This is a genomic window from Bacillus sp. ISL-7 (genome assembly GCF_018613065.1).
The window spans coordinates 1-26,784 of sequence record NZ_JAGGQW010000007.1; the positions used below are offsets into that span (position 1 = coordinate 1).

Annotated in this window: 31 protein-coding genes; 7 read left to right on the forward strand and 24 right to left on the reverse strand. The window is 36.3% G+C overall.

All coding sequences use genetic code 11. The annotated features are described in order from the left end of the window. Positions 1–101 precede the first annotated feature (101 nt). From J7E66_RS01805 to J7E66_RS31525, 8 genes are all read right to left on the reverse strand, one after another. Positions 102–869, reverse strand: coding sequence for a DUF2750 domain-containing protein (locus tag J7E66_RS01805; protein WP_214997753.1), 768 nt, complete (start codon positions 867–869; stop codon positions 102–104). A 95-nt stretch (positions 870–964) separates the two neighbouring features. Next, the gene (locus J7E66_RS01810) at positions 965–1,198 is read right to left on the reverse strand and encodes a hypothetical protein (RefSeq protein WP_214997754.1); all 234 of its coding nucleotides are present in this window, start codon (positions 1,196–1,198) and stop codon (positions 965–967) included. A 164-nt stretch (positions 1,199–1,362) separates the two neighbouring features. Then, entirely contained in the window at positions 1,363–1,506 is a 144-nt protein-coding gene (locus J7E66_RS01815) for a hypothetical protein (RefSeq protein ID WP_214997755.1), read from the reverse strand. Positions 1,507–1,688: 182 nt separating this feature from the next. After that, positions 1,689–2,237, reverse strand: a complete 549-nt coding sequence (locus J7E66_RS01820) for an SMI1/KNR4 family protein (protein WP_214997756.1) — start codon at positions 2,235–2,237, stop codon at positions 1,689–1,691. 131 nt (positions 2,238–2,368) lie between these two features. Further along, positions 2,369–2,836, reverse strand: coding sequence for a 2-thiouracil desulfurase family protein (locus J7E66_RS01825; protein ID WP_214997757.1), 468 nt, complete (start codon positions 2,834–2,836; stop codon positions 2,369–2,371). After that, positions 2,790–2,957: a hypothetical protein gene (locus J7E66_RS01830; RefSeq protein ID WP_214997758.1), complete on the reverse strand. Its 168-nt coding sequence runs from the start codon at positions 2,955–2,957 to the stop codon at positions 2,790–2,792. Before J7E66_RS01830 ends, J7E66_RS01825 begins: the two co-directional genes overlap by 47 nt. A gap of 76 nt (positions 2,958–3,033) precedes the next feature. After that, positions 3,034–4,221: a MocR-like pyridoxine biosynthesis transcription factor PdxR gene (gene pdxR, locus J7E66_RS01835; RefSeq protein WP_483861495.1), complete on the reverse strand. Its 1,188-nt coding sequence runs from the start codon at positions 4,219–4,221 to the stop codon at positions 3,034–3,036. Positions 4,222–4,309: 88 nt separating this feature from the next. Beyond that, positions 4,310–4,456: a GntR family transcriptional regulator gene (locus tag J7E66_RS31525; protein ID WP_251032706.1), complete on the reverse strand. Its 147-nt coding sequence runs from the start codon at positions 4,454–4,456 to the stop codon at positions 4,310–4,312. A 371-nt stretch (positions 4,457–4,827) separates the two neighbouring features. On the opposite strand from J7E66_RS31525, the gene dapF reads away from it, so the two are divergent. Next, positions 4,828–5,688, forward strand: a complete 861-nt coding sequence (dapF, locus tag J7E66_RS01840) for a diaminopimelate epimerase (RefSeq protein WP_214997759.1) — start codon at positions 4,828–4,830, stop codon at positions 5,686–5,688. A gap of 149 nt (positions 5,689–5,837) precedes the next feature. Continuing rightward, complete coding sequence (locus tag J7E66_RS01845) at positions 5,838–6,470, forward strand: MOSC domain-containing protein (RefSeq protein WP_214997760.1); 633 nt, start codon at positions 5,838–5,840, stop codon at positions 6,468–6,470. Positions 6,471–6,665: 195 nt separating this feature from the next. Here the strand turns inward: J7E66_RS01845 and J7E66_RS01850 are convergent, their stop codons facing one another. Next, complete coding sequence (locus tag J7E66_RS01850; protein WP_214997761.1) at positions 6,666–7,982, reverse strand: sensor histidine kinase; 1,317 nt, start codon at positions 7,980–7,982, stop codon at positions 6,666–6,668. A 1-nt stretch (position 7,983) separates the two neighbouring features. Continuing rightward, complete coding sequence (locus J7E66_RS01855; protein ID WP_214997762.1) at positions 7,984–8,670, reverse strand: response regulator transcription factor; 687 nt, start codon at positions 8,668–8,670, stop codon at positions 7,984–7,986. A gap of 229 nt (positions 8,671–8,899) precedes the next feature. Between J7E66_RS01855 and J7E66_RS01860 the strand changes: the two genes are divergently transcribed. Both J7E66_RS01860 and J7E66_RS01865 read left to right on the forward strand, forming a co-directional pair. Beyond that, entirely contained in the window at positions 8,900–9,334 is a 435-nt protein-coding gene (locus J7E66_RS01860) for a DUF2269 family protein (protein ID WP_214997763.1), read from the forward strand. A gap of 21 nt (positions 9,335–9,355) precedes the next feature. Then, positions 9,356–9,970: a DUF2306 domain-containing protein gene (locus tag J7E66_RS01865; protein ID WP_214997764.1), complete on the forward strand. Its 615-nt coding sequence runs from the start codon at positions 9,356–9,358 to the stop codon at positions 9,968–9,970. Positions 9,971–10,102: 132 nt separating this feature from the next. On the opposite strand, the gene J7E66_RS01870 is transcribed toward J7E66_RS01865, so the two are convergent. The 9 genes from J7E66_RS01870 to J7E66_RS01910 form a co-directional block, all read right to left on the reverse strand. Beyond that, positions 10,103–11,287, reverse strand: coding sequence for a sulfite reductase subunit alpha (locus J7E66_RS01870; protein ID WP_214997765.1), 1,185 nt, complete (start codon positions 11,285–11,287; stop codon positions 10,103–10,105). 136 nt (positions 11,288–11,423) lie between these two features. Then, on the reverse strand, positions 11,424–12,335 hold the full coding sequence (locus J7E66_RS01875; RefSeq protein WP_214997766.1) for an AEC family transporter: 912 nt from the start codon (positions 12,333–12,335) through the stop codon (positions 11,424–11,426). 136 nt (positions 12,336–12,471) lie between these two features. After that, entirely contained in the window at positions 12,472–12,912 is a 441-nt protein-coding gene (locus J7E66_RS01880) for a YaiI/YqxD family protein (RefSeq protein ID WP_214997767.1), read from the reverse strand. A gap of 225 nt (positions 12,913–13,137) precedes the next feature. Further along, a complete protein-coding gene (locus J7E66_RS32530; RefSeq protein WP_308162443.1) occupies positions 13,138–13,266 on the reverse strand; it encodes a hypothetical protein in 129 nt (42 codons plus the stop codon). Between the two features lie 120 nt (positions 13,267–13,386). Next, a complete protein-coding gene (locus J7E66_RS01890; protein WP_214997768.1) occupies positions 13,387–13,551 on the reverse strand; it encodes a hypothetical protein in 165 nt (54 codons plus the stop codon). Positions 13,552–13,611: 60 nt separating this feature from the next. Next, positions 13,612–13,998 (reverse strand): PfkB family carbohydrate kinase, encoded by a 387-nt coding sequence (locus J7E66_RS01895; RefSeq protein ID WP_214997769.1) that lies wholly within the window; start codon positions 13,996–13,998, stop codon positions 13,612–13,614. Positions 13,999–14,086: 88 nt separating this feature from the next. Further along, positions 14,087–15,202 (reverse strand): M20 metallopeptidase family protein, encoded by a 1,116-nt coding sequence (locus J7E66_RS01900; protein ID WP_214997770.1) that lies wholly within the window; start codon positions 15,200–15,202, stop codon positions 14,087–14,089. Positions 15,203–15,345: 143 nt separating this feature from the next. Further along, the gene (locus J7E66_RS01905; RefSeq protein ID WP_214997771.1) at positions 15,346–16,527 is read right to left on the reverse strand and encodes a M20 metallopeptidase family protein; all 1,182 of its coding nucleotides are present in this window, start codon (positions 16,525–16,527) and stop codon (positions 15,346–15,348) included. Positions 16,528–16,553: 26 nt separating this feature from the next. Further along, entirely contained in the window at positions 16,554–17,813 is a 1,260-nt protein-coding gene (locus J7E66_RS01910) for an MFS transporter (protein ID WP_214997772.1), read from the reverse strand. Between the two features lie 1,091 nt (positions 17,814–18,904). On the opposite strand from J7E66_RS01910, the gene J7E66_RS01915 reads away from it, so the two are divergent. From J7E66_RS01915 to J7E66_RS01925, 3 genes are all read left to right on the forward strand, one after another. Then, the gene (locus J7E66_RS01915) at positions 18,905–20,143 is read left to right on the forward strand and encodes a saccharopine dehydrogenase family protein (protein WP_214997773.1); all 1,239 of its coding nucleotides are present in this window, start codon (positions 18,905–18,907) and stop codon (positions 20,141–20,143) included. A gap of 1 nt (position 20,144) precedes the next feature. Further along, positions 20,145–21,272, forward strand: a complete 1,128-nt coding sequence (nspC, locus tag J7E66_RS01920) for a carboxynorspermidine decarboxylase (protein WP_214997860.1) — start codon at positions 20,145–20,147, stop codon at positions 21,270–21,272. A gap of 199 nt (positions 21,273–21,471) precedes the next feature. Beyond that, entirely contained in the window at positions 21,472–21,723 is a 252-nt protein-coding gene (locus tag J7E66_RS01925; RefSeq protein WP_214997774.1) for a DUF2535 family protein, read from the forward strand. Between the two features lie 405 nt (positions 21,724–22,128). Here J7E66_RS01925 and J7E66_RS01930 read toward each other — a convergent pair whose 3' ends face one another. The 5 genes from J7E66_RS01930 to J7E66_RS01950 all read right to left on the reverse strand — a co-directional run bounded on the left by J7E66_RS01930 (position 22,129) and on the right by J7E66_RS01950 (position 26,753). Further along, positions 22,129–22,431, reverse strand: coding sequence for an NUDIX hydrolase (locus tag J7E66_RS01930; protein WP_214997775.1), 303 nt, complete (start codon positions 22,429–22,431; stop codon positions 22,129–22,131). Positions 22,432–22,544: 113 nt separating this feature from the next. Beyond that, complete coding sequence (locus J7E66_RS01935) at positions 22,545–23,285, reverse strand: DeoR/GlpR family DNA-binding transcription regulator (protein WP_214997776.1); 741 nt, start codon at positions 23,283–23,285, stop codon at positions 22,545–22,547. 36 nt (positions 23,286–23,321) lie between these two features. Further along, on the reverse strand, positions 23,322–24,239 hold the full coding sequence (locus J7E66_RS01940; protein ID WP_214997777.1) for a ribokinase: 918 nt from the start codon (positions 24,237–24,239) through the stop codon (positions 23,322–23,324). A 2-nt stretch (positions 24,240–24,241) separates the two neighbouring features. After that, entirely contained in the window at positions 24,242–25,249 is a 1,008-nt protein-coding gene (locus J7E66_RS01945; protein ID WP_214997778.1) for an ABC transporter permease, read from the reverse strand. Beyond that, on the reverse strand, positions 25,242–26,753 hold the full coding sequence (locus J7E66_RS01950; protein WP_214997779.1) for a sugar ABC transporter ATP-binding protein: 1,512 nt from the start codon (positions 26,751–26,753) through the stop codon (positions 25,242–25,244). Before J7E66_RS01950 ends, J7E66_RS01945 begins: the two co-directional genes overlap by 8 nt. Positions 26,754–26,784: the final 31 nt, after the last annotated feature.

Here is a 26,784-nt window from a genome sequence, read left to right on the forward strand (position 1 = left end):
ACATGCCTGGCACACAGAAAAAAGCATTACCGTTTTTCCAGTAATGCACCCGTTACTTTAAGTACAATCGTTCACAATATTTTAAATCAAGCCCTTCTTGTTTAATAAACGTCCATTTCATTTTTTATTTGCTCAAGTAACTCTTTTGGATTCCAATTATGACCAGTTAAACTTTTTCCTTTAAGATTAGCTCCAACAACCAGTGCATCTTTTTCAAGATTTGGTAACCAGTTATTAATAAAAGCCTCCAATGATATTTCAAGAGAATGGTATTCACGATAAAAATCTACGTTATTTATAACTTCCTTAGTCCTTAATTCTGATGACCAAAATGGCATAGAATCTTCTCCATCACTTGTAGTAATTGGTACTCCATCTTCACTTTCTATTGTCCAAACTTTCTGATGCTCAATAATTTCATTGATGAAGTTATTGCCTAAATATTCTTCAACTAATCTTGTGCCTTCGAGCTCGGCTTCAGTTTCTGCTATTTCTTCGTCCAAATCTGGATTTTTAAGCCATTGTTGGTAATGAATGATTTCGTGAGCCATACTATTTAAAATAGCAAAAATAGCATTTTCTTCTCCTCGGTTCGAAACCAGTTCTTCGAAATCCCCCGTTGCCATTCTAATGTAGGGCTCTTCATCTTTAGAATAGGGACCCAAAAAGGTAGCACTAACCATTTCCAGCCTGTCTTTTGTTTTTATTTGAACAGCTTTTTTAATATACACAACCACTCTAATTGGAAATTCCATATATAACCTCAACCATTTGGCAAAATCTAAACAAGATTGTCTTATATTTGGGTTAACACCTTGTTCACACTTCACCCGTAAACCTGAACGAGGATACTGTATTTTTGTCCCCATACGTTGCTACCCCCATCTTTAACATAAGCACCCGTTAGCGTAAGTACAATACTTCACATTATTAGTTTTTATTGAATTAAAAGAGAGGTCTGAAATCATTTAATCATTTGCGTGAGTCCAAAAATTAACCAATAAGCTATTGTCCCAACCACCCTCCAGGGGGATTTTCTAATGATAATACCGATACATATACATAGCAAAGTAAATACAGAGAAACCTAGCGTACGTAATTGCCCTTGAAATGGACCAACCTTATTCAAAGCGAGTACAAAAATAGAAACGATAAGAAATGTAATTATAGCGAAATTTGTGGTTTTTGAATATTTCATATGAAGTTCCTCCATCCCTGAATTTTTTAATAATTAGAAATTATCCTTATTCCACAAATATCCCAAATTTTCCTTCTTTAATTAAACTGCCACGTCAGTTCAACAAGCAAAAAGATAGCCGCAGCGATCTCCTCCATCTTTAACTCTTGCACCTAGAGGAAATTCTAGTTTTTAGTATCTTTGGCTAATTCTTCACGTAATTTTTTTATCTCTTCAGTTTGGTCTAAGATATTATTATTCACTTTTCTTAAAGCATCATAAACCGCAAAAATCCCCGCAAATACTAAGAATCCAACCAGTAAATCCATTTTCACACCCACTTCATTCAATATATTAAATTAATAATAACCCAATTTGGGTAATTCTGTAATATCAAATTGGTCTTTGTTAAGCTAACCTGCGACGTTAGTGAAACAAGAAAAAAGGCTCCCGCAGCAACCTCTTGTTTAACTCAAGCACCTCGTTAGTTGAAGAGGATAAACATCTTTCATCACTCAAATTCAAAAAATATTCCATTTTCTAAATTTTCTTTTCCTTCGTATATGAATTCGTCAATAAAAATTTTAAGGTCTTCGTAAGAATTGATAATTTTTTTGGTTCGATAGTCTATTTCTAATATTTTTTCATCACTATCAATGACGTAATAAGTGTTTTTTACAATTGAATCAGCAAAAATGAAATGGGTTTTGGGTGTGCGCTTTCTTTGATATAGGTTCTGCATAGTATCTAAAGGGAAGGGTGTGCCATTCTGTTCCTCTATACTCAAGCCCTTATATGTATCAGGTCTTTTTCCTGCAATTCTTAATAAATCAAATAAATAACATCCATTGTGAGTTGACAAGAACTTTTTATACTGAGGAGGAAACTCTTTTTTTAAATCTTTTTCAAACTGAATAATAGACTCATTTGTTAATGGAGTTTGAAGTGTACTATGCCAACGACCTTCTCCTAGATGTCCATAAAAGATACTGTCAGTTCGTAATCTTTTCTTATCCTCCCCGTATATCTCACTTAGTTCTTTACTAAGAAATTCAAACATAAATACCACCTTTTTTTAACAATGTACTTACAATAATTCGGTCTTCCTCTTCAACTATCCTGCAGGGTTACTTGAATAAGAAAAAAAGGCTTTGCCTCTATTAAAGTAAGCATCAAATAGTTGAAGATTCATTAACCTTCATCCTGAAGTAAATCAGCAAGTCCTTCTTCTGAAACTACTTTTATTCCATTTCTTTTAAGTAAGGCAGCTGTTACTCCATCTCCAAGTATTTTCTGACCTTGAAACTCCCCATTATAAATCATTGAACTTCCACAGGAGGGACTAAACTCTTTTAGTACAACCCCGGTTGTACCAAGCTCTTGAGCCCTTCTTAGTGTAAAATAAGCTCCTTTTATGTATAGTTCAGTAACATCTCTGCCAGATTTTTCGATTACCCTAGCTTTACCATCAAGGACATCGCCTCCGTCACCACCTATTATCTCAGCAGGTTCTCTAGGAATTGAAAAACCACCGAGCAATTCAGGACATACAGTTATTACTTTGTTGTCATCTATCATTTGAAGTATCTTTTTATTTAAACAATGAGTACCGTTATATCTTACTTCTAAACCCGCTAAACAAGAACTTACTAATATCATTCATATCACCCCGATCTAATGGTCCCTTATTTCCTTCTTCAGCTAAACTACCTGTTAGCACAATAAGTAAAAAGTCACCAACAATGGCAGCACTATAAATATCTTCACCTCTTGCACCCATTAGTTTAATTACAATCCTTCACAAACTCTTCTGTGTTGAATCAGTACAATATTTTGTTACGGATGTTTTTTTATTTTTAACTTTCATTAGGGAACCAAGCTTTTTGGAGTAACATGATCCCTTTATCTATTTTTTCTTCTAAAACCCCTCCAAAACCAATCATAACTAACGATGGTTTAACTTCTCTTTCATTGAGGCAATAAAAAGTTGGGTCATAAACTTTTACACCAACTTTCTTCGCCTGCTCCAATAATTCTTTTGTAGACCTATTTTTAACTCTTATTAACAGATGAAGCCCTGCTTTTTGTCCAATAATTTCTATACGTTTTCCCATATATTCATTTAATGCATTCACAAGTGTTTTATGTTTGTTCTCGTACACTTTTCTCATTCTTCGAATATGACTTGTAAAATGTCCTTCATTCATAAGTATATATAATCCTTTTTGAACAATAGACGGTACGGATTGATAGTAATTACCATACATATGATTGTATGCATCCATTAAGCTTTGTGGCAAAACAATGTAACTTACTCTCACGGCCGGGGAAAAAGATTTAGAAAATGTACCTAAATAAATTACATTTTCTTTTGCATCTAAGGCTTTTAAAGAAGGAATCGGTTGACCTTGGTATCGGAATTCACTGTCATAATCATCTTCAATAATAAAGCTACCGTTTTGATTTGCCCACTCTAATAATAACAATCGCTTTTGGATAGGAAGTACCATTCCATACGGGAATTGATGAGAAGGGGTAATATAGGCTGCCTTTGCCTCGACCTTTTTTAGCTGTTCTATATCTATGCCATCTTTTTCAAGTCGGATAGGTTTAACTGACCATCCATGGTTGTTGAAAACGGATTGCGCCCCATCATAGCTCGGATTCTCCATAGCGACTGAACGCTCTCCGTTAGAAAGTAATTGGAGAATAAGACTGATTGCGTGTTGAGTGCCAGAGCAAATAGCTATTTGCTCCACTGAACAGACAACTCCCCGTGACTGAAATAAATAATTCATTAATTCTTCACGTAGGCCCACATCTCCCTGTCTTTCTCCTGGACTTAATAATTGTTCAAGTTCATCCGTCAAAGCTTGAGTTAAACAGCGCTTCCAAATGTGGATTGGAAAAGAGTTTATATCTATATCACCGTACTTAAAATCATATTCAAATGTTTCTTCTTTCTTATCCATGGGTACTTTTGATTTATATTTAATTTCCTGTAAAGAAGGAGATAGGACGGGTTGCTCTAATGGGAGTACAATTAGCCCTACCCTACCCTAGCCTTACTTGATACATACCCTTCTGCTAACAATTGTTGATACGCACCTTCTACCGTGTTTTTGCTAATTTTTAAATGGCCTGATAAATACCGAATAGAGGTAAAAGTGCTCCCTCGGGAATGTCATCGTCTTCTATTTTTTGTTTTATGTATTGATACAACTGTACATAAATAGGAACACTACTGTGCTTATCTAGTAAAGGAATAAACTCTAACATATTACCTCCTGCTGACTATATGTAGTTCTCCAAAGCTGACATTTTCAAGGACAATATTCCAATACAATTATTATAACCTATTGGCTGAGTAGGAATTATAAGGGGGATGCATTTGTTAAAACTGTATAATGATTTGAGCAAATTGGTACAGATAAGGACCAAACCAACGCTTTTTTATAAAAGGGACAGAAAATAAAGAAACAAACTTCTATGTCTTCACAGAATAGTTCGGAGTAATAAAATCAACTATATCCCTTCCCTCTGACCCTATCATATTTTTAGAAACTGTACCTTTTCTTAGGGACAATATTGTAATAAACTCTTTGTATCCACTAGCGCATTGCACAAAATATAGAATAATAGGTGACAATATGAAAGAATTTGCATTTACAAAAATGCACACTTTAGGTAACAATTATATTTATGTAAATATGTTTAAAGAATTAATTGCTGAACATGAGCTAGCATCTATTGCTGTTGATATCTCAAATGTTCATACAGGTATTGGGTCTGATGGTTTAATTTTAATCTGTCCATCGACAGAAGCAGACTTAAAAATGCGAATATTTAATAGTGATGGTTCTGAAGCAGAAAATTGTGGGAATGGATTAAGGTGTGTTGCCAAATATGCTTACGAAAATAAGTTAGTAAATAAAGAGAACTTTACAATCGAAACTCTTTCAGGAACTGTACAAGCACATGTCTATGTAAAAGGTACTCACATTCTTGAAGTGACAATTAACATGGGAAGGCCAAGATTTCGCAGAAAAGAAATACCAATGCTTGGTATCGATCAACATGAAGTAGTAGCAGAACCCATTAGATTTGGTAATAAGACATATACAGCAACGCTTGTATCAATGGGAAACCCTCATATTATTTTTTATGTAGATGATATTGAAAAAGCACCTCTTACAACATTAGGTGCCATTGTTGAAAAAGACAATCGGTTTCCTATGGGTATAAACGTTGGATTTGTGCAAGTGTTAAATGAAATGGAACTACATTATCGCGTATGGGAACGAGGATCAGGGATCACTCAAGCTTGCGGCACTGGTGCCTGCGCAGCAGTTGTAGCCTCCATCTTAAATAGCTATACAAGCAAAAACATGTCAGTAACCGTACATTTAGCCCGGGGTGATTTGAAAATTACTTGGACAGAGCAAGGAGATGTCTTGATGACTGGTTGTGCTAATATAGTTTGTCATGGGATTTATTATTACGTAACTTAAATTGTTTACTAATTAAGGAAAACTCCCCTATTAAGAAATTCAATTAACCATAAAACACAAGATATTTGATTTTAAAATCTTGTTATAAAGTTGAACTAAAGATACATTGTTTGATTATAAAAATTATATGAAAGCGAGGTAAATTCGCATTGGATCGAAAAATTATTACATTGGCCGTTGGAAAACCGAAGGAATATGATTGGAATAATAAAAAAGAGGTTTCGGCCATAGGAAAATCTTTTGTACAAGTTGTTGAATTGAAAAAATCCGGTTTTGTAGGTGATGATGTTGCAAACCACAAGTTTCATGGTGGTATTGATCGTGCGGTATGTTTATATCCATTTGAGCATTACTCTTATTGGGAAAAGATATTTCAAAAAAAACTAGCTCCACCTGCTTTCGGGGAAAATATTACAGCAACAGGGATGTTGGAAGAACAGGTTTATATAGGCGATATATTTAAAATAGGGGATACTATTCTTCAAGTTACCCAAGGAAGGGTACCTTGTGCAACTATCTCCAAGTATAATCAGGAAAAACAATTTTTAAAGAAAGTGGTTGAAACGACTCTAACTGGTTACTTTTTTCGAGTATTGGAAGAGGGGGCCATGAAGTGCGATTCGGAAATAAATCTAGTGGAAAAAGACTCTAAAGAAATATCCGTTTCTTTTGCTACACAAATTCTTTTTCATCAACAACAAGATAAAACATCCATTGAAAAAATATTGACGGTTGATGCTCTTGCAGAGGACTGGAGAAATAGATTTTTAAAATTGTTATGATTCTTTTCAAAAATCGTAGGTACACAAAAAACCTAGACTAAAAAGCTAGGATTTTTGTGTATCCTTGTTCAACTATCCTGCCCGGTAGTGAAACAAGAAAAGCTGCCAAAATAGACAGCTCTTACCCTTATCTCTTTCACCCGTTGTGTTCACAATCACAATGACGGAAGTTTCACTCATTAAAAAAAAGAGCAGTTAACTAGCCAAGGGAATCCAACCTGTCAATTGTGCACCTCCATCTATATAATTTTCCGCGATAATGACACCACCGTGCCGCCTTATGATTCTTTGTGTAGTGGTCAAACCTAATCCGAATCCACCTGTGTCATAGTTTCTCGATACTTCACCACGATATAGTGGTTTGAAAACATGTTTAAGTTCTTCCGAAGAGAATCCCTCACCTGTATCTCGAATGGTAAAACAAACTCGGTCCATATCCTTATAGCATTGAATAAGAATCTTACCTTGATGGGGTGTATGCCTTACAGCATTGTCTAATAAGTTATTCATCGCACGCTCTAATAAGTGTGTATCACCCTCAATAACGCAATCATCTGCAAAACCGTCCTTGATTATCGAGATCTGCTTCTGCCCGGCTTGCAGCTTGATGCTGTCTATAGCATTTTTTAGTACACTTGCAAGGTCCACTTTGTTTATGTTATGGTCGATTTCCAAGTATTCCGTCTTTGTAAATGTGAAAAGGTCCTCCACAAGCCGGTCCAACTGAGCTGACTTCTCCTTACAAACCGCAAGATATTTTGCTTGTTTTTCTGGTGAATCGGCGATACCTTGCTCTAAGCCATCCAAATAGCCTCGTAAGGCAAATAACGGTGTCCGTAAGTCATGGGCGACAGAAGCAATAACGAATCGCCGTTCGCCTTCCAATTCAACTTGTTTCTGAAATGATTCTTTTAGGCCATCCACCATCACTTTAAATCCGTCACCTACCTCAGCAATTTCTGCCATTTTGGACGAAGGTAATTGAACGTCCAAATCTCCCTCCGCTATTTGTCGAGCACAAGTGCTCATTTTTTCTAGAGGTATAAGAATATATCTTCGCATTCCATAGGCGACAATAATAAAAGCTAACAATAGGCCAATGACTGCCGCTATCATCGGAATGACTCTAGAATTCGAATAATATAGGGCAACCTTTCCGATTACTCGCCCGCCCTGAATGATGGAAAAATGTTCCGAGCGCCTAAATGAGTGATGAATGTTAGAGGGGGGTTGATAAATAACCTGTTCTTTTCCAGATTGAATTGATACATCCATGTTCGTTCTCTGTAACTGTCTATTCAGTTGTTTTTGCCAAGCAGAGCTCGTCCAGTTTTCGGAATTCATTTCGATCAATTGAATGGTCTTTTTCAAGTTTTCCTTTTGTAAATGACTCATGCCAAAATCGAGCGTTTTTGTTTCAATAAGGTGTGCGGTTACAAAAAATAACCATGGTAATAGTGTAATGAAAAGTAGACAGAGTATAGTAAACTTACGAATGTGAATGTTTTTCATGTTAATCTCCCTTGAAACGATAACCGATTCCCCATACATTGATGATGAATTCTGGATGGTTCGGGTCATCCTCGATTTTCTCTCGAAGTCGGCTAAGATGTACGCGAACGGTATGTTTGTCACCCACTCCCTCCCAAAACTTTTCGAGTAATTGATCGTATGAAAAAACATATTTTGGATGTTCGGCAAACAAACGTAGTAATTCATATTCTTTCGGTGTGAGTGAGACGATTCTTTCATCTATAAATACTTCTCTTGTGGACAAATCCAAAGTGAGTCTTCCATATTTCAATACCCTTCGAATAAATCCCTGTTGTGAACTTGCCCGCCTTAACACAGCCTTTACTCTAGCAACAATCTCTCCAGGGGATGCTGTTTTAACGATATAATCGTCGCCTCCAAGTGCAAGCCCCCTTATCTTGTCAACATCATCACCTTTGGCGCTAAAAAAAAGAATAGGAATATTGCTTTCTGTTCGTATCTTTCGACATAAATCAAATCCATTTTGTCCTGGCATCATAATATCAAGGATAATGCCATGAATCATTCCTTTGTTCATCACATCTAGTGCCTGAGCTGCGTTATAGGCGATTTTCACATTAAAACCGTCATTCTCTAAGAAGTCCCTTAAAAGTTCGACAATGCTTTTGTCATCATCTACGACAAGAATAGTATGTATTTCCTTCACGTAGATCCCCCCTTTTTCTCCGAAGCCTCTTACTAGTCATGAATCTTTCAATCGAAATCCATTTTTAGTTTATCATTTTACAAACAAGGAGCAAGCGTAGACATATTTTTGTGATGGATTGTGATGGTTTTGTGACTTTTTGTATCTTCATTTGAGATTCTCATTGGTTATTCTTTTCATGTAGACAAATGGCGAATATTTACTACAAATCGAAATGGGGTGATAAAATATGTATTCATTGTTGGTATTTGTACATGTAATAAGTGCTTTTTTCCTAGGGAGTTATCTTGCTTTACCTTTTGTTTTTCAAAAACTCCCCTCTAGATCAGGCCATCCATTAAAAGCATCACTTAAGATCATTTTAATCTACACTCGTTTGGGACATTTTGCATTAGTGTTTTTAATGATTACAGGTGGCTGGATGGTCATGGCTTATTCCATTCAAACTTCCATTTTATGGGTAGCCCTTGCATTTGTACTGCTTGTTCTTATTGGTGGTCTCATAGGAATGATGAATAAAGAGATGAAATCGATTATTCATACAGAAAGCTCAGAAAAGAAGTTAGTAGATAACATGCTGAAGTTAAAATGGTATGGGTGGATGAAATTTACCTTAATAGTTCTTGCTGCCTTTATCATGATTAATCGAAATTTATTTTCATAAAAATGACGGAGGAAAAGTGTCATGAAAAAGGTAATCAAAGTAATCCTCGTGTTCATTTCGATCATGTGGGTAATTCATACATTTTCAAAGAATTTTATCGTAGACCCAACGTTTGAAAAGTTTATTTCTAGAAAGGATCAAATTCTAACAAATGAATCCCTATGGATATTGATGATTCGTATTCATATCTCGCTGGCCCTGATTTCTCTTATCACTGGTCCTCTTGGTGTTATGAAAGCAATTCGAGTTAAATCAAGTTCCTTTCACCGTTGGAATGGCCGTATATATGTCCTAGCAATCCTTTTCAATTTCCTTCCTGGAGTTTATGTTTCATTCTTTGCAACAGGGGGGTGGTTAAGTACATTAGGTTTTCTCCTATTAAATACGTTATGGCTGGGAACAACGATCCTTGGTTATCTGTATGTCAAAGGAGGAAAAATGATTTTACATATCCATTGGATGATTAGAAGTTTCTTTCTTTCATTTGCCAATATGACGATTTATATAATCGTCGCCATTACACATGACCTAATGAATTTTTCCTATGGAAATTCCTACACTGCAGCGGTTTGGTTATGTTGGATGATAAACCTACTTTTCGCTGAATTCGTAATAAAGAAGAAAATATTATTTTAATGAGAAAGTCATGGTAGAAGTAAATGAATATTGCCCAATAAAGTCAATGAATTCAAATTTAACTCATGATAAAAAACCCTTCGTCCTAACTGGAACGAAGGGTGGTTATTAAAGATTCTTCCAGCTTATCTTTTAATACACATCACGTTGATAATGCCCTTGCTTCTGCATATCTTTTAAATACGCTTCTGCTTCATCACGGCTCATTGAACCTTCTTTTTCAACTACGCTAATAAGCGTTTCATGGACGTCTTTCGCCATATATTCCTTATCTCCACACACATAGAAATAAGCACCTTTTTGAAGCCATTCGAACAGTTCTTTACTATGTTCTTGCATTTTATGCTGAACATAGACTTTTTGAGCTCCGTCGCGAGAGAAGGCCGTATCTAATTTGGAAAGTACCCCATCTTGCTTAAATTGTTCCAACTCTTCTTGATAAAGGAAATCAGAAGCTGCATGCTGGTCTCCAAAAAATAGCCATGACCGCCCTGTTCCTTTATTCACTGCACGCTCTTGTATAAATGAACGGAATGGTGCAATACCGGTCCCAGGTCCGACCATAATAATATCAATATCATGAGACTCTGGCAGATAAAAATGTTTATTTGCTTGAATAAAGACTGGAAGCGTATCTCCTTCATTTACACGTTCAGCACATAATACAGAGCAAACCCCTTTACGCTCGCGGCCATTAGCATTGTAGCGCACAGCACCGATGGTTAAATGAACTTCATCTGGATTAGCTGCAATGCTGCTTGCAATCGAATAGAGGCGCGGCGTCATTTTTCTTAAGATAGAGACGATTTCCTGAGCAGTAGCTTTCCATGGAGCGAATTCACGTAACATATCAAGTAAATCTCGCCCATAGCAATATTCTTTCAATTGAGCTGTATTTTCAACCAAGAGAAGCTTTTGTAACTTTTCGTTTTCTGTAAAGGCAGCTGCCTGCTGTAAAACCTTTTTTGATAGTAGTGTAATTTCAAAATAGGTGGTTAGCGCTTCCTTCAGTGGAAGTGTCTCACCTTGCTTATTGATCGTTACAAGCGCTTTTTCATCCCAGTGCATTTCATCAAGAAGGGAAGCTACGAGTTCTGGATCATTTGAAGGGATAATGCCAAGGGCATCACCTGGCACATAAGAAAGGCCTGATCCTTCTAGTGATAACTCAATATGCCTTGTTTCTTTACTAGAGCCCGCCCCATTTATATTAATGTTTTTAAGAATTTTTGCTTGAAACGGATTTGTTCGTGAAAATGTTGTTTGAACCAGTTTGTCTTTTTGGGCAGTTTTAGTGTTATCCAAAGTATTTTGCATGGGTTCTTAACCTCCAAAAGTAATATATACATTTTAACATTGATTTGGGAAATCTGTTGTGTATTTTTTCACAATTTTCTTTCCAATTTCGAGTGAATTTACCCATCAAATGGATCAGATCTTTTAATTCAAAGCTTTATAATATAAAGTTTGCAAAAATATATAAAATGACAATACTAATTAAAATCGTAATATTTGATATAGTAGCGATTAAACGGGTGCTGCTGGTGCTATATTTAAATTCAACTGCAAATGTTAAGGCGGATGCTGCAACAGGTAGTAACAAACCGATCAATATTGTAAATCGATACATCTGATTGTACGGAAGAATATAGTATAAACCAAATCCAAAAAGTAGACCTAAACCATATCGGAAGGTTAAATATTTCAACATTGGTTTAATCAATTGTTTGTCAAATTTAAAATTCAAATAGAGCCCTAATAATAATAATGATAACGGCATATTGGCACCAGAGATTGTACTTGCAACATTAATGATTGTATCAGGTAAATGGAGGTGGCTAAAATTTAAAAGACTAGCAATAAGATACGTCATTAACGGAATAGACTTGGCAAGTTTTTTTAGAATTTCTAATGGTTTAAGCCTAAGTCCTTCTGCTGAAAAATAACTTCCTAAAATATAGGCAATTCCAAAAACGACAAATGATGTTCCGACATCAAACATACTAAAATAGGTTAATCCATCCATTCCCCATATTGCATAAACTAAAGGAAATGCAAATAAGCCAACATTAAATCCGGAAGAAAGCATCAGAAAAGAACCTTTCAGTTCTCTTTCCTCATTTTTAAAAACTAAGAAGCCTAGACATGCTGCTATGATTCCATAAACAAGTACGATAACTGGTAACAGAATTAAAGAAGTTTCTATTTTTACAGAATCGAATGTGACAAGAACTAAGGCAGGAAGGGTAATTTTAAAAATAATTTTCGAAATGACTACTCCATCTTTTTCTTGTAAAATATTTAAACGTTTTAATAGATACCCAAGGGCAATGATAATAATAATATAAAGAAATTCCTGATTCATTAAAAAAATAAGCTCCTCTAAGAAGTATCTAAATTTGAGTTTCTATAAGTAACAAAATGTGCAAATTCATCCAGTCATTTCATGAAGATCGTCTCTGTCTAATAATGAATAGAAGAGTGTTGTCTAAGTCAACACTCTAATTAAAAATAACTTGTTTAAAAAGCCTCCTAAATTGCTCTCGATCTTCTTCTGTAAAAGGCTTGGGTCCCTTTGTTCGCTTTCCGCTTTTTCGAGCCATAGCACTTAAATACCGTGTTTGTAATAATTCGTCAATGTTTTCATTCGTATAGCTAAACCCTTTATGGTGAAGGACCATACACCCTTTTGCTAAACCTAGCGATGCAAGTCCGTAATCTTGCGTAACAATAATATCTCCTGATTCGGCTAACTTCATAATCCGATAATCGGCAGCATCCGCTCCAGAATCAACATAAATGATTTCCACTCCTGATGGTTGTTCCGCATTAGAGTAATGAGAAAAGCTCGTAACAAGTATAATAGGAATTTCTGCATTCCTTCCTTCCGAAATAATAATATCTTTTACCGGACAAGCATCTGCATCAACATAAATTTTCATCTTTATCTCCCCTGTAAAAAAGTTCGAATTAATAGTGATACTATTGCTAAATTCAGCTTTTGTCAAACTATGTAAGCACAGGGACGTTGCTGTTGCAAAGTGCCTGACCCCCAGTATATTAACGTTTAACTCAACGGGGGTCAGGCACCAAATGTCATATTATATTTCAAAAACCTTCGTCCTATATAGAACGAAGGGATTGTAGATTTATTTACTTAAGACCTTTTAATACACATCACGTTGATAACGCCCTTGCTTCTGCATATCTTTTAGATACGCTTCTGCTGCATCGCGACTCATCGCACCTTCTTTTTCAATTATGCTGCTAAGCGTTTCATGGACGTCTTTCGCCATGTATTCCTTATCTCCACAAACGTAGAAATAAGCACCTTTTTGAAGCCATTCGTACAGTTCTTTACTATGTTTAAGCATTTTAGAATAAAAAAAGAAGGATTCATAATCAAATAGGAGAAATTACAAATCTCCACAAGATTGTCTCGTCCCTTTTGCTTGTTGTTTTGTTTTTTCCGCTCTTGTTTCTGTTGTAACAGATTCATATCCATAACCTGTAGAACTAATTTCCAAGCTTTCTTCTTGATTCTTGTTTGTAAGATTTTTATCATTATTGTTGGTTTCCATTGTCCTCCTCCTTCCATTTATATAAATTATCCGCAATAATTCGTTTTTTATTTAAATATTTCAACATACCTTTGGTAGAATTTCTAACTGAACGATGACAATTGCACTTTTTGCAAAAAATTCTATTACCTTTTCAATATCCGAAGGAAATAAACTAAAATTAGCACCTAGAACGACAATAATACGATTATCATTTTCAGTTAATATGATATTTGCCTCACCTGTGGATTGATCTTTTACTATATTAATATGTTCAATGCTAATGCCCTCTTTAGTTAAATTCTCTTGGAGTTCTTTCCCAAAAATATCCTTACCGATATTCCCAACAAAATTCACACAGCTGCCTAACCTAGCAGCTGCGACGGCTTGATTCGCTCCTTTACCACCTGGAAAGGTTGAAAAGGACTTCCCTAAAAGTGTTTCTCCCTGTGTTGGATTTTTTTTCACTTTCAACTACCAAATCCATATTGATACTTCCAACCACGGTAATCATTTCATCGCCACCAGTAACGGGGGTCAGGCACCAAATGTCACCTTATAATACAGCTAGTCCTTCGAACAGTTCTACAGCTGTTTCAATGAGATTGTCCCTGAAGTCAAATTCGTAACTGTGCAGGTTCGGATAATCTTCACCGTTTCCAATATAGGCGTAGGCACCTTTTGTGAGTTTCGTGTAGTGACCGAAATCTTCGGAACCGCGGAATGCTTCAGGTAACTCCAACATCTGAAGCCCATTTTGTTTGCAGACCTGACGAATTTTGTTAGAGCTTTCTTTGTGATTAGAAGTTTCCGGGAATTCATCCTGATATTCAAAGCTTACTTTCAATCCATACTTCTCAGCTTCAGCCTTCGCAAAACCCTCTAGATTCTTCTGAAGTCTGTCCAGTTCATCCTCGTAAAGTGCACGAATGGTCATTCGAAGAACACCCCTGCTGGCATTGACACCGAATGCTTTTGCACCAATGTCAACCTGAACAACAGTACAGAGAACTAACCCCCTATTGTTTGCAGGATCAATGAATCCAGGAATGGCATCAATTACTTTCGCAATTGCAAAGGATGGATTTATTCCCTTCTCCGGTTCACTGGCATGAGAAGGAACACCTTCCATATAGATCGTCATACCCTTGGAAGCGCAATGCGCTGTTCCATCGATTACATATACGGTATTGTATTTAAGACCACTCATACTATGCCAAGCAAAGATCTCATCAATGCTATTTTCCTTTATGAAAACAGAACACTGTGCAGCACCATCACCTGTTTCCTCAGCGTGCTGAAACAGGAAAAAGACGTTATTGTCACAGCCCTTCTGGTCAATTTCCAGAGCAAAACCGCAAAGGGTTGCAGCATGTCCATCATGTCCACATTTATGAGAAACTCCAGGATATTGGGAACCGTACGGCAGATCAATCACTTCGTCTATTGGAAGTGCATCGAAGTCCGCGCGGAATGCTACGTTTCTTCTTCCCACATTGGAACGATAGATGGCATAAAACCAAAGGCCTCTATCAACGATCTCAAGATTTGTGTTTGCTTTAAGAAAATTAATCAAATGCTGTTTCGTCCAAACTTCATGATTTGATAATTCTGGATGAGCATGGAGCTCATGACGAAGTTGAATCGCCAATTCAAGATTTTTCTTTTCCAATTTCACTGCCTCCTCTAATAAAAGGTAATCCCTGGCTGTTCTAATATATTACTAGAGAAATTCCAGCAATCATTTTTAATGTAAAATTTTTTTGTTGTGGAGTAAAAAAAATTTTACTCCACCTACCTTTTTTAATAGGTTGTTTAATTATTGATCCAATTTATTGCTGTATGCACAGCGACAGCTACTCCCCATGGTATAACGCCTTCGTCTAAGACGACATTCGGATTATGAAGGGGATAATTACGATCTTCTAGTCCGTTGGCACCCGCCCACATAAACATCGTTGGAACAAGATTACTAATATAGGAAAAATCTTCTGTACCGGATAATGGTTCATTGTTAACTTCGAGGTTATTTTCTCCAATAACTTCTTTTATATATGGTGACATTTGTTCGCATAATTCTGCATTATTATATAACGAGGGTGTTGATAGTGTTTCAAGCTGATAGGTACCACGCATCATTTTCACCGTTGCATCAATGATTTCTGGGATTCTCTTAAATAGATGGTCCCTAACTTCAGGATTTAACGTCCGTAAGGTTGCATCAAGATGTGCGGAATCAGGAATAATATTTGCAGCCGTACCGCCACCCATCTTCCCAACAACAAGAACGGCTCTTTCACTTGGATCTATTTCTTTCCCCACTAACGTATTTAATTGACTGTAGATTGCGTTGATAATCATCAATGGATCAATGGCTTTTTGAGGTTCAGAACTATGTCCGCCTTTTCCTTGTACTTTTAGGAAAAATCCATCTAATGATGAAGCAGCAATGCCTGGTTTATATCCGAATTTCCCCACTTCCAAGCCTGGGTCAACATGAAGGGCAAGTGCTGCATCTACTTTTGGATTTTCCATTAACCCATTGGCCACCATATCCTTCGCTCCAGCGCCAATTTCCTCGGCTGGTTGAAACATGATTTTGACCGTTCCGTTGATTTCATTTTCTCTTTCCTTTAATAACTTTGCTGTACCGAGCATGAATGTCGTATGAATATCATGACCACAAGCATGCATAAATTCATTCGTCGATTTAAACGGCAAATCGGTATTTTCCTTTATAGGTAAAGCATCCATGTCTCCTCTTAACAAAAGAGTTTTTCCATTTCCCTTGCCTATAGTTACAACTAGTCCTGCTTTCCCGACCTTTGTGGGCTCGAGCCCCATACCTTTTAATGTTTCTTTCACGTATGCGACTGTATTTGGTAAGTCAAATCCAAGTTCAGGATTTTCGTGAAGATGTCTCCGGTGTTTGATTAGTTCATCCTTGATCTCAACTGCGCTTGATATAGTGTTAGCCATGTTTATCGTCTTATTCATAAAAATACCCCTTTCCCTTTTTTAAATTAGGCTGCATCTTCATCCAATGAATTTTTAGAAAATTTAGGCTTCAATTTAATGGAAACGAAGAACAATCCGAATTGAACAACAGAAAGCACAATTAAAACATCTAGTAATAATTCATAGGAATGGTTCAAATTAAATATCGCACCTGATACGATAGGAGTGATCGCTGCACCTAATGAGATAAATATTGATACTACCCCATATTTTGCACCAAATTCTAGCTCACCAAAAAGCGCTCCAGTAAGATAAGCAGGTGAAACAGTTACAGCCGTTGCACCTATACCTGAAAAAACGGTATAAAGAATGGCAGGTAATAGAATGTTCCCTTTCATTAGGAATATAAAACTTACCAAACTTCCTGCAGAAATAATAAATAAGGTGGTGAATAATCCTAACTTGTCAAATAAGCGCCCGACTAGTAGCTTTCCGATGATCACCATGGCCGAACCTATTGATAATAGCAATACCGCTGTTTTAGCAGTGGCACCTATATCTGCTAAATATGGGGCAAGATTGATCAGCATACTATTAACCACAATGCCGCCTACTAAGACGGCGAAACAAAGACTCCAAAATGACACTGACTTAAGTGCTTGTCCTTGAGTTGTACCTGTTAATACATTCTTTTTCGTAGGATGTAAAGTTTTTGCCTCACCTAATGGCATTAAACCTTTATCAGTTGGATTTAATCTTATTACAAATACTGCAAATGGGATTAATACCACACCTATTAAAATCCCTAGAACAAGATAGGCTGATCTCCATCCGTAGGTTGTAATGAGCCAGTTAACTAAAGGACTCAGGATGACACCGCCGAAACCAGTCCCTGATAACGCTAAACCCAAACATAATCCACGTTTATTATTAAACCAATTTGTGATAAGAACGGAAGTTGGAATCATAGCTCCACCTGATAGGGATGCACCCATAAGTACTGCAAATAAATAAAAATGAATTAGTTTTGTTGAAAATGAGAAGCCAACAAATGCACTAGCTCCTATTAAGATAAATAATGTTAAATATATCCTAATGTCCATCTTTTTCATTAGTTTACCTGCTATAGGGCCTACAACCATTGCAGCTAAAGCCATAATCGTATAATACGTCATAAACTGGGACCGTTCGAATCCGAGTTCATTGGTAACAGGCAGAGTAAATAGTGAAACTAAGTTAGCAATCGGAGCATAAATGAACATCATAATCAAAAAAGTTGCTACTACAATCCACCAACCATAAAAAATCTTCCCCTTGTTGTTCACAACATACCATCCCCTTTGTTAATATTGTTAGCTGTACTGCCCTAAATCTATTTTAACTAAAAATAAAATCCCTCCTTTTATCATCTTCTTGTAAGCGCTTCCTAGTATCATCGGCCAAAAAGAGACATTTTTCTTATGATTTTTTATTATGCAAATTTTGTGCCAACTAAGCTTTCTTTTTTAATTTTGTCTGATTTTTGCTGTTAAATCCTATTATTCTTTAACTTTCAGCACTATAAACTTTATAATTAATGAATGATAAGAATGTAGATACTGTAAAAAAATTTTTACAGTATCTACATATTATTTTTTGTATATCCTTTTAACCAATCTTTTCTCGGATCAACGGTGGGTTTATTCGGGACTTTATCTTATTTCTTTAATAAATTTTTATAAAACCATCCAGCTCAATGATTTCACCTTTGTTTATCACTAAAATGCGATCGGCATTTTCAATGGTTTTCAAAAGATAGTCGAAATTTGTCATATTTTTTTCTTTTTTCCTATTGCCATTATTTTTATATACTGCTAATATAAAAAGTGCGTAATTTGGAAAGCGATTATTCAATATGTCTGGATCTTTCCAAGCAGATAACTTTTGACCACTTCCTCAAAGAAGTTAAGGCCATACGGACAGCCGGGTCAAATGCCGAATGGCAACTTTAGTTGCCTTATTGATTGAGTTAAAAGCTCAAATTTTATAAGTTGGTTACTTTACAACCAGTGCATATGCATACAACTTGTGAAACGGTCAATAAGAGTAGTAAAAGTGATTATTTGCTATATAGACTCTGATCCTATTATGATATATTTTGAATATTATAGAGCTTCCTTACAAATGTCCTCGGACCTTTTTGGTAAAAGTATACATATGATTTTCATTACGGTATACTTATGCTTTTTTAATATTGATGATTATATCGAAAGCAAGTGTTGTGCGCGATTATGCGCTTTGCACTTGCTTTTTTTGTTGCGTTTCGACAGTTTTTTTAGGGGTTATGACAATAATTATTATCGTTCAAACCATTGAAATATTGTTATAGAACTCCTCTTTGCACGGTCAAAAGTCTATTAAGTTAGGAGATAGGAAAATGGGAAAAGCGCTTATTATTGGTTGTGGTGGAGTGGCATCAGTAGCCATCCATAAATGTGTTCAAAACAGTGAGGTATTTGAAGAGATTTGTATCGCAAGTCGGACAAAATCAAAATGTGATGACTTAAAAGCCAAACTAGATAGCGGCAAAACGAAAATTACAACTGCACAGGTTGATGCAAACAATGTTGATGAGTTGATTGCTTTAATTGAAGAAGTAAAACCAGATATCGTGATGAACTTAGCATTACCGTATCAGGATTTAACGATCATGGATGCTTGTCTGGCTACAAAAACAAACTATATGGATACAGCAAACTATGAGCCAGAAGATACGGCGAAATTTGAATACAAATGGCAATGGGACTATCGCGAACGTTTTGAAAAGGCTGGTATTACGGCTCTTTTAGGAAGCGGCTTTGACCCTGGTGTAACAGGCGTATTCTCTGCCCATGCGCTTAAACATCACTTTGATGAAATCGAGTACATCGACATCCTTGACTGTAATGGCGGGGATCATGGCTATCCTTTCGCGACTAATTTCAATCCTGAAATCAATATCCGCGAGGTTTCTGCTAACGGAAGATATTGGGAAAACGGTGAGTGGATCGAAACTGAGCCAATGGAAATCAAACGCGTCTATAACTTCCCTGAAGTTGGCGAGAAAGATATGTATTTGCTTTATCATGAAGAACTTGAATCTCTTGCTGTAAACATCCCAGGCATTAAGCGGATCCGTTTCTTCATGACATTTGGCCAAAGCTACATTACTCACCTAAAATGTCTTGAGAATGTAGGCATGACTTCCATTGAGCCCATTGAATACGAAGGAAAACAAATCATTCCACTTCAATTCTTGAAGGCTATGCTACCAGATCCAGCTTCACTTGGACCTCGTACAGTTGGAAAAACAAACATCGGCTGTATCTTTAGAGGTAAAAAGGACGGAAAAGAGAAATCTTATTACGTTTACAATGTTTGTGACCACCAAGAATGCTATAAAGAAGTCGGTTCTCAAGCAATTTCTTATACAACAGGTGTTCCTGCAATGATCGGTGCGATGATGCTGATGACTGGTAAATGGAATAAACCAGGCGTATTCAATATTGAAGAATTTGATCCAGATCCATTTATGGATGCATTGAACAAGTGGGGACTTCCATGGCAAGAAGACTTATATCCAGAGCTAGTAGATTCTGAGCCTATTAAGGTAAAAGAGCCGGAGCTTGTTCGGTAAGATGCGGTTTGAGGAATTACCAACACCCTGTTATGTAGTCGATGAAAGTCTTGTCGAAAAAAATCTAAAAATCCTGAACGGAGTCATGGAACGGACAGGAGCTAAGATTGTTTTGGCGCAAAAAGCATTTTCTATGACAACCATGTATCCTCTCATTGGAAAGTATTTAAGCGGTACAACAGCAAGCGGCTTGTACGAGGCACGTCTAGGTTATGAGGAAATGGGCAAAGAGAATCATGTCTTTGCCCCTGCCTATCGTGAAGATGAAATCGATGAAATTGTCTCCATTTCCGACCATATTATCTTTAATTCCTTCTCACAGTTGGAAAAATTTAAAGATAAAGCCCTTCAAGCTGGTTGTAAAGTAGGATTGCGCATCAATCCTGAATGCTCTACACAAATTGGACATGCCATCTATGACCCTTGTTCACCAGGTTCAAGGTTTGGTGTAACAAAAAAGCATTTTCGTCCTGATTTGCTTGATGGCGTTTCAGGGCTGCATTTTCACACACTTTGTCAACAAAATTCTGACGACTTAGAAACCACTCTTCATGCAGTGGAAGAAAAGTTTGGTGAATGGCTCCCGCAAATGGAATGGATCAACTTTGGCGGCGGTCATCATATTACAAGAGAAGATTATGATATTCCGAGATTAGAAGCGTGTATTAAGAGAATGCAGGAAAACTACGGTTTAGAAGTTTATCTTGAGCCGGGAGAAGCGATTGCACTCAATGCAGGATACTTGATTACATCCGTACTTGATCTACATCAAAACGGATTGGAGATTGCGATTCTTGACACGTCTGCCACCTGCCATATGCCTGATGTATTGGAAATGCCTTATCGTCCCCCTCTTTTTGGATCAGGGGAAGCTGGAGAAAAGCCATTTACGTATCGACTTGGCGGGCAAACCTGCCTGACAGGCGATGTCATCGGAGATTATTCTTTTGATCAGCCATTAAAGAGCGGCGACCGCTTAGTTTTCGGTGATATGGCGATTTATACGATGGTCAAAAACACCACTTTTAACGGTATGCCATTACCAGCCATCGCTATTCAAGATAAAGATGGAGATTGTCGTGTCGTGCGTGAATTTGGCTATCAAGATTTTAAGATGCGACTAGCTTAAAAGACTACTATCTATGAAGAGAAGCACGATTACGAAGTTGTAGCTTCTCCTTCCTGAATATTTATTGAAAGAACCAGATTCTGAAAGATGAATCTGGTTTTTATTAAAAAGTCTGAATTATTTTTGAACACTTAATATTTAGATATTAAGTGGATAATAGGTTATAATCGAAAGAAACTCGTAAAAAGAAGATGATATTTTGTTATGTAAGAGCCTAGAGTTCAAAAATGTTTATGGACAGAAGATAAAAGTCATTGAAATTCCTGTGTTAGAAACAAATAATCGCTATTATTTTATGATACAAGTTCGTTTACAAATGTTTATTTCTTATCTTTATAATAAACCTCACGAAAAAAGCTGCTATTCTTTTCGTGAATATTTGAAACGAAAAATGAGTTGGCCCGATTACCAAGATTTATTTCGTATGATGGAGTTTAGAAATAACGCTTAATTTTCATTTAGTGATTGAAAGAATTAATACATAAAGCAGTATTTATGAATGGAATAAGTTGGATGTACAAGCGATTGATTTTAATCACTTTTGGCTTGAGAGGTTTTGTGACCATCGCTATAGACCGGATACATTCGGACAAGATCAGGTTTTTTTCTCCTTTCCTTGTCGGAATAAGGCATGCATTCAGACACGATTTTAAAAAGCAGTTTAAAAAGAGACCGGTTTCATTTTGAAACCAATCTCTTTTTATGCATTATGACTTCCTTATACACTCACATACTGTATGCAACTTATTTAGAGCGAGCATATCCCTTGCATGAATGTGTTTTCCCATTCCAGAAACACTGTAGCTTTCGTAAGTTTTGCGTGCTTCATCTAAGGTGAACCACTTTATTTCATGGATTAATTTCTTCTCAATAGGGTCCATTTCTGACTAGTAAACTCTTTAATCTTAACCACAAAATAATGTGAGAAGGTTCTTGCTTTTAGAAAATAGTTTATATCGATTACGATCCCTAATCTATTTTGAATCTCAACCTTAGCCCCTAACTCTTCTAATGCTTCTCGGATAACAGCTATTTCCGGAGTCTCGTGACATTCAATTTTACCCCCAGGAGTTTCAAGATGCTCTCGAATAACGTTATATTCATCTTTCCCTCTAAGGTCCAATATAGCAATTTTCCCTGAATCATTGTAAGCAATCATTCTTGATGTATGACGTTCACGGTTCAGTTCACAAACTGTATTCTCTTTGTCCTCAATATAACCAATTCCACCATTGAGTCCAATTCCACTATTCTCAACCCCTAGAGTGGTAATTAATCTGCAATAAAATACTTTGCATGATTTTCTAATAACCTAGAAGACTTATCTGTTATTATGATGCATTCATCTAATTCGAATGCCTTACATAATGTGTTTTTATCACTTTTTGAATTGTCAGCTAATACATAGCATTCTTTTGATTTTTCTTTTACAATTGCTTTTTTATTCGCTTCTCTAAAATCAGGTGTATTTATCCCATTTTCCACGCTAAACCCTGATGTTCCCAAAAATGCCTTGTCAAAATATAGATTTTTTAAAGTCAATTCTGTCAATGGTCCTGAAATAGAGTCTAGTGTTTTATTTACTTCTCCACCAAGAACAATACAATTTATGGTAGGACTATCCAACTCATAAATAACTTGTATATTAGAAGTAATAACTGTAATGGTTTTATCTTTTAGATATTTAATCATTTGCAAACAGGTCGTACCTGAATCGATATAAACCACTTCATTATCCTTAACTAATGATGCAGCAAATCTGGCAATCCGTTCTTTTTCTTCCTTGTACATTTCTTTCTTTTCTATCACTGGGATATCGTAGGAACTACCTTTTAATTTCACTCCTCCGCCCCTAAGCGTTTGGATTTGTCCTTCTTCCTCGAGCATTTTTAGATCTCGCCTAATCGTCGACTCTGATACTTCGGAAAAAAGCCCGACTAAGTCTTCTAAAAATACAATTTCCTTCTTTCCTAGTTCTTCTACAATTTTTTTTTGCCGTACATAAGGTATCATACTCCAAGCCCCATTTTTTATTATTCGAAATATTAACTATACAAATGAACTGCTTTTCACTTCATCTATGGTAGGCATAGCATCCTGTCCGCCGATGTTTAAAACCGTTAATGAACTAACTTTCGAAGCAAAATTACCCGCTTCGCGAAGATCCATTCCATTAATCTTCCCATAGGCAAAAGCCCCTATATAGGAATCCCCTGCACCAGTTGTTTCGACCACTTTTACTTTATTAGGTGGGATAAAAAGCTTTTCTGTACCATTAAAGATTAGACTTCCTTCTGCTCCAAGGGTTATGATTAAGTGCTGCCCTACTTTAGCATGAAGTAGTTCACATGCTTTTTCAGCCTCCTGGTAACTTGAGACCTCTTTTCCTGCATAGTAACTTGCTTCTGACTCATTTACCACAAAACAATCAACCATCTTTAATGCCTCTTCAGAAATCTCACTAGCAGGAGCTCCATTTAAAATCACGTAACAGTTATATTTTTTTGCCTTTTTTATCGTATATTCCACCACTTCAATCGGAACTTCTAATTGTAGAATCACCACTTTACTATTGGCAATTATTGTTTCAGCTTGATCAATATCTTTTTGTGTTAATGAATAATTTGCCCCTTTAGCAATTGTAGCAACTAAACTTCCATCTTCGATTGAATTTACAACACCTATTCCTGTATTGGTTGGAACCGTTGTAATATAGGTGGTATCAACACCATATTTTGAAAGATTTTGCTTTAGAACCTCTCCAAAATAATCTTCACCAATTTTTCCAACCAAATAGGTTTTCAAACCCAATTTAGCGCATTGTACGGCTTGGTTTGCTCCTTTTCCACCACTGCAAAAAGAAATATTATCGGCTGAGTAGGTTTCCCCTATGGCTGGTAATTTCTTTTGTTTAAAAATGATATCGAAATTTAAGCTGCCGACAACCGTTACAAATCCTCCACTCATGATTAGCTACCAACCTTTTCAGAAAGATTATTTTTAATATTAGTTTTCACATGTGTATTTTTACGATTTAATTTTTGAAGTTTCTCTTGAATCACTTCAAAATATGCTGCTACTACAATAATAGCACCTGTAGCTATATATTGCCAAAACGCATCAACACCTACTACAACAAGTCCAACCTTAAGTGCCGACAAGAGTAAAGCACCAAGAAGTGTCCCTAAGATGTTCCCTTTTCCTCCTGCTAAACTTGCTCCTCCAATCGCTGCCGCAGCGATTGCATTTAATTCATAAGATTGACCAGCTGTTGGTTCTCCACTTCCCAAACGTGCTAATAAGATCATTCCAGAAAGCGCAGCAGCAACACCACAAAAAGCATATGTGTATATTTTTATTCTAGTTACATTAACTCCTGATAGTCTAGTAGCTTCTTCATTCCCGCCTAGTGCATATATATAAGTTCCAAACTTGGTATACTTTAAGATAATATGACTGACAATCGCAAACGCAAATAAGAGGATGACAGAAACTGGGATACTTCCAAAGAGATCTCCGTCGAGGAAGGTTCTATAATCACTAGGAATATTTAATACTGGCCATCCCCCAGTTATAATATAAGCTAACCCTCGATAGCCACTCATCGTTCCTAACGTAACAATAAAAGGCTGTAATTTTAGTTTTGTAATAAGTAAACCGTTAATAGCTCCTAGGATGAAACCAATGATCGCACCGGCTACTATCGCTAAAATAGGATTGACCCCTCTAACCAGTAAATCCCCTACCACAACAATAACAATCGCAAAAATAGAACCAATGGATAAGTCTATACCTGCGGTAATAATCGCATAGGTAATCCCGATTGCTAACAATCCATTGATTACGCTCTGATCAACGATATCAATGAGATTGTTATAGCTTAAATAGATTGGATCAATGATAGAAAAAATAACCATCATAATGATTAAGGCAATGACAATACTAAATTCACGACTTAAACCCTTTAAATTAAACATTTCCGCTTACCCCCATTGCATATTGAAGAATTCGTTCTTCATTTAATTCAGCTTTTTTAAGTTCCGTAACCTTTTTACCTTCCCTCATTACTACCACTCGATCACACAATCCAATAATTTCTGGTAATTCAGAAGATACCACGATAATGGACTTACCCTTTTCGATTAAATCCTCTAGAACTCGATAAATTTCAGCCTTTGCACCCACATCTACACCTTTTGTTGGTTCATCTAAAATTAAGATATCAGCATCAGAAGAAAGCCATTTTGATAAGATTACTTTCTGCTGGTTACCACCACTTAAATCATTGGTTAAATAGTTAGGATCCTTCGGGTTTAAATCAATTTCCTTCATAAACTTATCGCAATTTTCATTTAGCCTCTTGTAGCTTACAAACCCATACTTTAAAAATTTATCTAAACTGGCAATACCAATGTTTTTTGCATTATCAAAATTTTTGATATATCCTTGCGTTTTCCGATTCTCCGGGATTAATCCAATTCCATATTTAAGTGCATGGGTTGGTGATTTAATCTCAACAGTTTTTCCATTTATCTTGATTGTTCCACTATCTTTTTGATCAGCACCAAAAATAGTCCGTACAACATCTGTTCTTTTAGCACCCACTAGTCCTGCAAAGCCTAGGATTTCCCCCTTTTTTAGATGAAAGGAAATTGGCTCATACACTCCATTTATCGATAAATTGTCAACCTCTAAAACAACCTCATCGCGTACATTGGATGGTTTAGTACGAACTGCAAAGGCAGCAACATCACGACCAACCATGTACCTGATTAAATCCTCTTTCGTAATGTCAGCAATTTCTAATGTTTGAATAAATGTTCCATCGCGTAAAACCGTAGCCCGATCGCAAATTTCAAATATCTCATTAAGCCGATGACTAACATAAAGAATCGTAATGCCATTATTTTTGAGTTCTTGGATAATTTTGAATAAAGCATCCGTTTCATTAGTCGTTAATGAAGCAGTTGGTTCATCAAAGGAGATAACTTTAGCATTATGGTACAAAGCTTTGGCTATTTGAACCATCTGCATCTCACCTGTACTAAGCTCCGAAGCAAGATCTTCACTCCGAAAATTACAATTAAGTTTTTCTAGTAATTCGTTTGCTTTATTGTGAATCTTTTTAAAATCAATAAAAGGCCCTTTTCTTGGTTCATATCCAAGAGCAATATTTTGTCCAATTGTCATGTGTGGGATTAGATTTACTTCCTGGTGAACTTTTGCGATTCCTTGCTTTATGGCATCATCCGTATTTTTGAATGAAACAACAGCATTATCTATTTTAACTACACCTTCGTATTCAGAGTAAACTCCATGAAGAATATTTAATAAAGTAGATTTCCCTGCCCCATTTTCCCCTAGGAGTGCATGTATTTCTCCTTTTTGAATACTAAAATTAACTCCTTTTAAGGCTTTAACACCAGGGAAAGTTTTTGATATATTTTCAAAATTAATAATGTTTTCAGACCTTCTTTTCATTATTTGTTTCCCCTTTATTACCAAAGTCGAA

Excerpts from the sequence above, each read along its gene's own strand:
- J7E66_RS01805 (WP_214997753.1), bottom strand. The coding sequence starts at position 869 with ATGGGGACAAAAATACAGTATCCTCGTTCAGGTTTACGGGTGAAGTGT.
- J7E66_RS01810 (WP_214997754.1), bottom strand. The coding sequence starts at position 1,198 with ATGAAATATTCAAAAACCACAAATTTCGCTATAATTACATTTCTTATC.
- J7E66_RS01815 (WP_214997755.1), bottom strand. The coding sequence starts at position 1,506 with ATGGATTTACTGGTTGGATTCTTAGTATTTGCGGGGATTTTTGCGGTT.
- J7E66_RS01820 (WP_214997756.1), bottom strand. The coding sequence starts at position 2,237 with ATGTTTGAATTTCTTAGTAAAGAACTAAGTGAGATATACGGGGAGGAT.
- J7E66_RS01825 (WP_214997757.1), bottom strand. The coding sequence starts at position 2,836 with ATGATATTAGTAAGTTCTTGTTTAGCGGGTTTAGAAGTAAGATATAAC.
- J7E66_RS01830 (WP_214997758.1), bottom strand. The coding sequence starts at position 2,957 with ATGGGTGCAAGAGGTGAAGATATTTATAGTGCTGCCATTGTTGGTGAC.
- J7E66_RS31525 (WP_251032706.1), bottom strand. The coding sequence starts at position 4,456 with ATGTTAGAGTTTATTCCTTTACTAGATAAGCACAGTAGTGTTCCTATT.
- dapF (WP_214997759.1), top strand. The coding sequence starts at position 4,828 with ATGAAAGAATTTGCATTTACAAAAATGCACACTTTAGGTAACAATTAT.
- J7E66_RS01850 (WP_214997761.1), bottom strand. The coding sequence starts at position 7,982 with ATGAAAAACATTCACATTCGTAAGTTTACTATACTCTGTCTACTTTTC.
- J7E66_RS01860 (WP_214997763.1), top strand. The coding sequence starts at position 8,900 with ATGTATTCATTGTTGGTATTTGTACATGTAATAAGTGCTTTTTTCCTA.
- J7E66_RS01865 (WP_214997764.1), top strand. The coding sequence starts at position 9,356 with ATGAAAAAGGTAATCAAAGTAATCCTCGTGTTCATTTCGATCATGTGG.
- J7E66_RS01870 (WP_214997765.1), bottom strand. The coding sequence starts at position 11,287 with ATGCAAAATACTTTGGATAACACTAAAACTGCCCAAAAAGACAAACTG.
- J7E66_RS01875 (WP_214997766.1), bottom strand. The coding sequence starts at position 12,335 with ATGAATCAGGAATTTCTTTATATTATTATTATCATTGCCCTTGGGTAT.
- J7E66_RS01880 (WP_214997767.1), bottom strand. The coding sequence starts at position 12,912 with ATGAAAATTTATGTTGATGCAGATGCTTGTCCGGTAAAAGATATTATT.
- J7E66_RS32530 (WP_308162443.1), bottom strand. The coding sequence starts at position 13,266 with ATGGCGAAAGACGTCCATGAAACGCTTAGCAGCATAATTGAAAAAGAA.
- J7E66_RS01890 (WP_214997768.1), bottom strand. The coding sequence starts at position 13,551 with ATGGAAACCAACAATAATGATAAAAATCTTACAAACAAGAATCAAGAA.
- J7E66_RS01905 (WP_214997771.1), bottom strand. The coding sequence starts at position 16,527 with ATGAATAAGACGATAAACATGGCTAACACTATATCAAGCGCAGTTGAG.
- J7E66_RS01915 (WP_214997773.1), top strand. The coding sequence starts at position 18,905 with ATGGGAAAAGCGCTTATTATTGGTTGTGGTGGAGTGGCATCAGTAGCC.
- nspC (WP_214997860.1), top strand. The coding sequence starts at position 20,145 with ATGCGGTTTGAGGAATTACCAACACCCTGTTATGTAGTCGATGAAAGT.
- J7E66_RS01930 (WP_214997775.1), bottom strand. The coding sequence starts at position 22,431 with ATGATTGCTTACAATGATTCAGGGAAAATTGCTATATTGGACCTTAGA.
- J7E66_RS01935 (WP_214997776.1), bottom strand. The coding sequence starts at position 23,285 with ATGATACCTTATGTACGGCAAAAAAAAATTGTAGAAGAACTAGGAAAG.
- J7E66_RS01940 (WP_214997777.1), bottom strand. The coding sequence starts at position 24,239 with ATGAGTGGAGGATTTGTAACGGTTGTCGGCAGCTTAAATTTCGATATC.
- J7E66_RS01945 (WP_214997778.1), bottom strand. The coding sequence starts at position 25,249 with ATGTTTAATTTAAAGGGTTTAAGTCGTGAATTTAGTATTGTCATTGCC.
- J7E66_RS01950 (WP_214997779.1), bottom strand. The coding sequence starts at position 26,753 with ATGAAAAGAAGGTCTGAAAACATTATTAATTTTGAAAATATATCAAAA.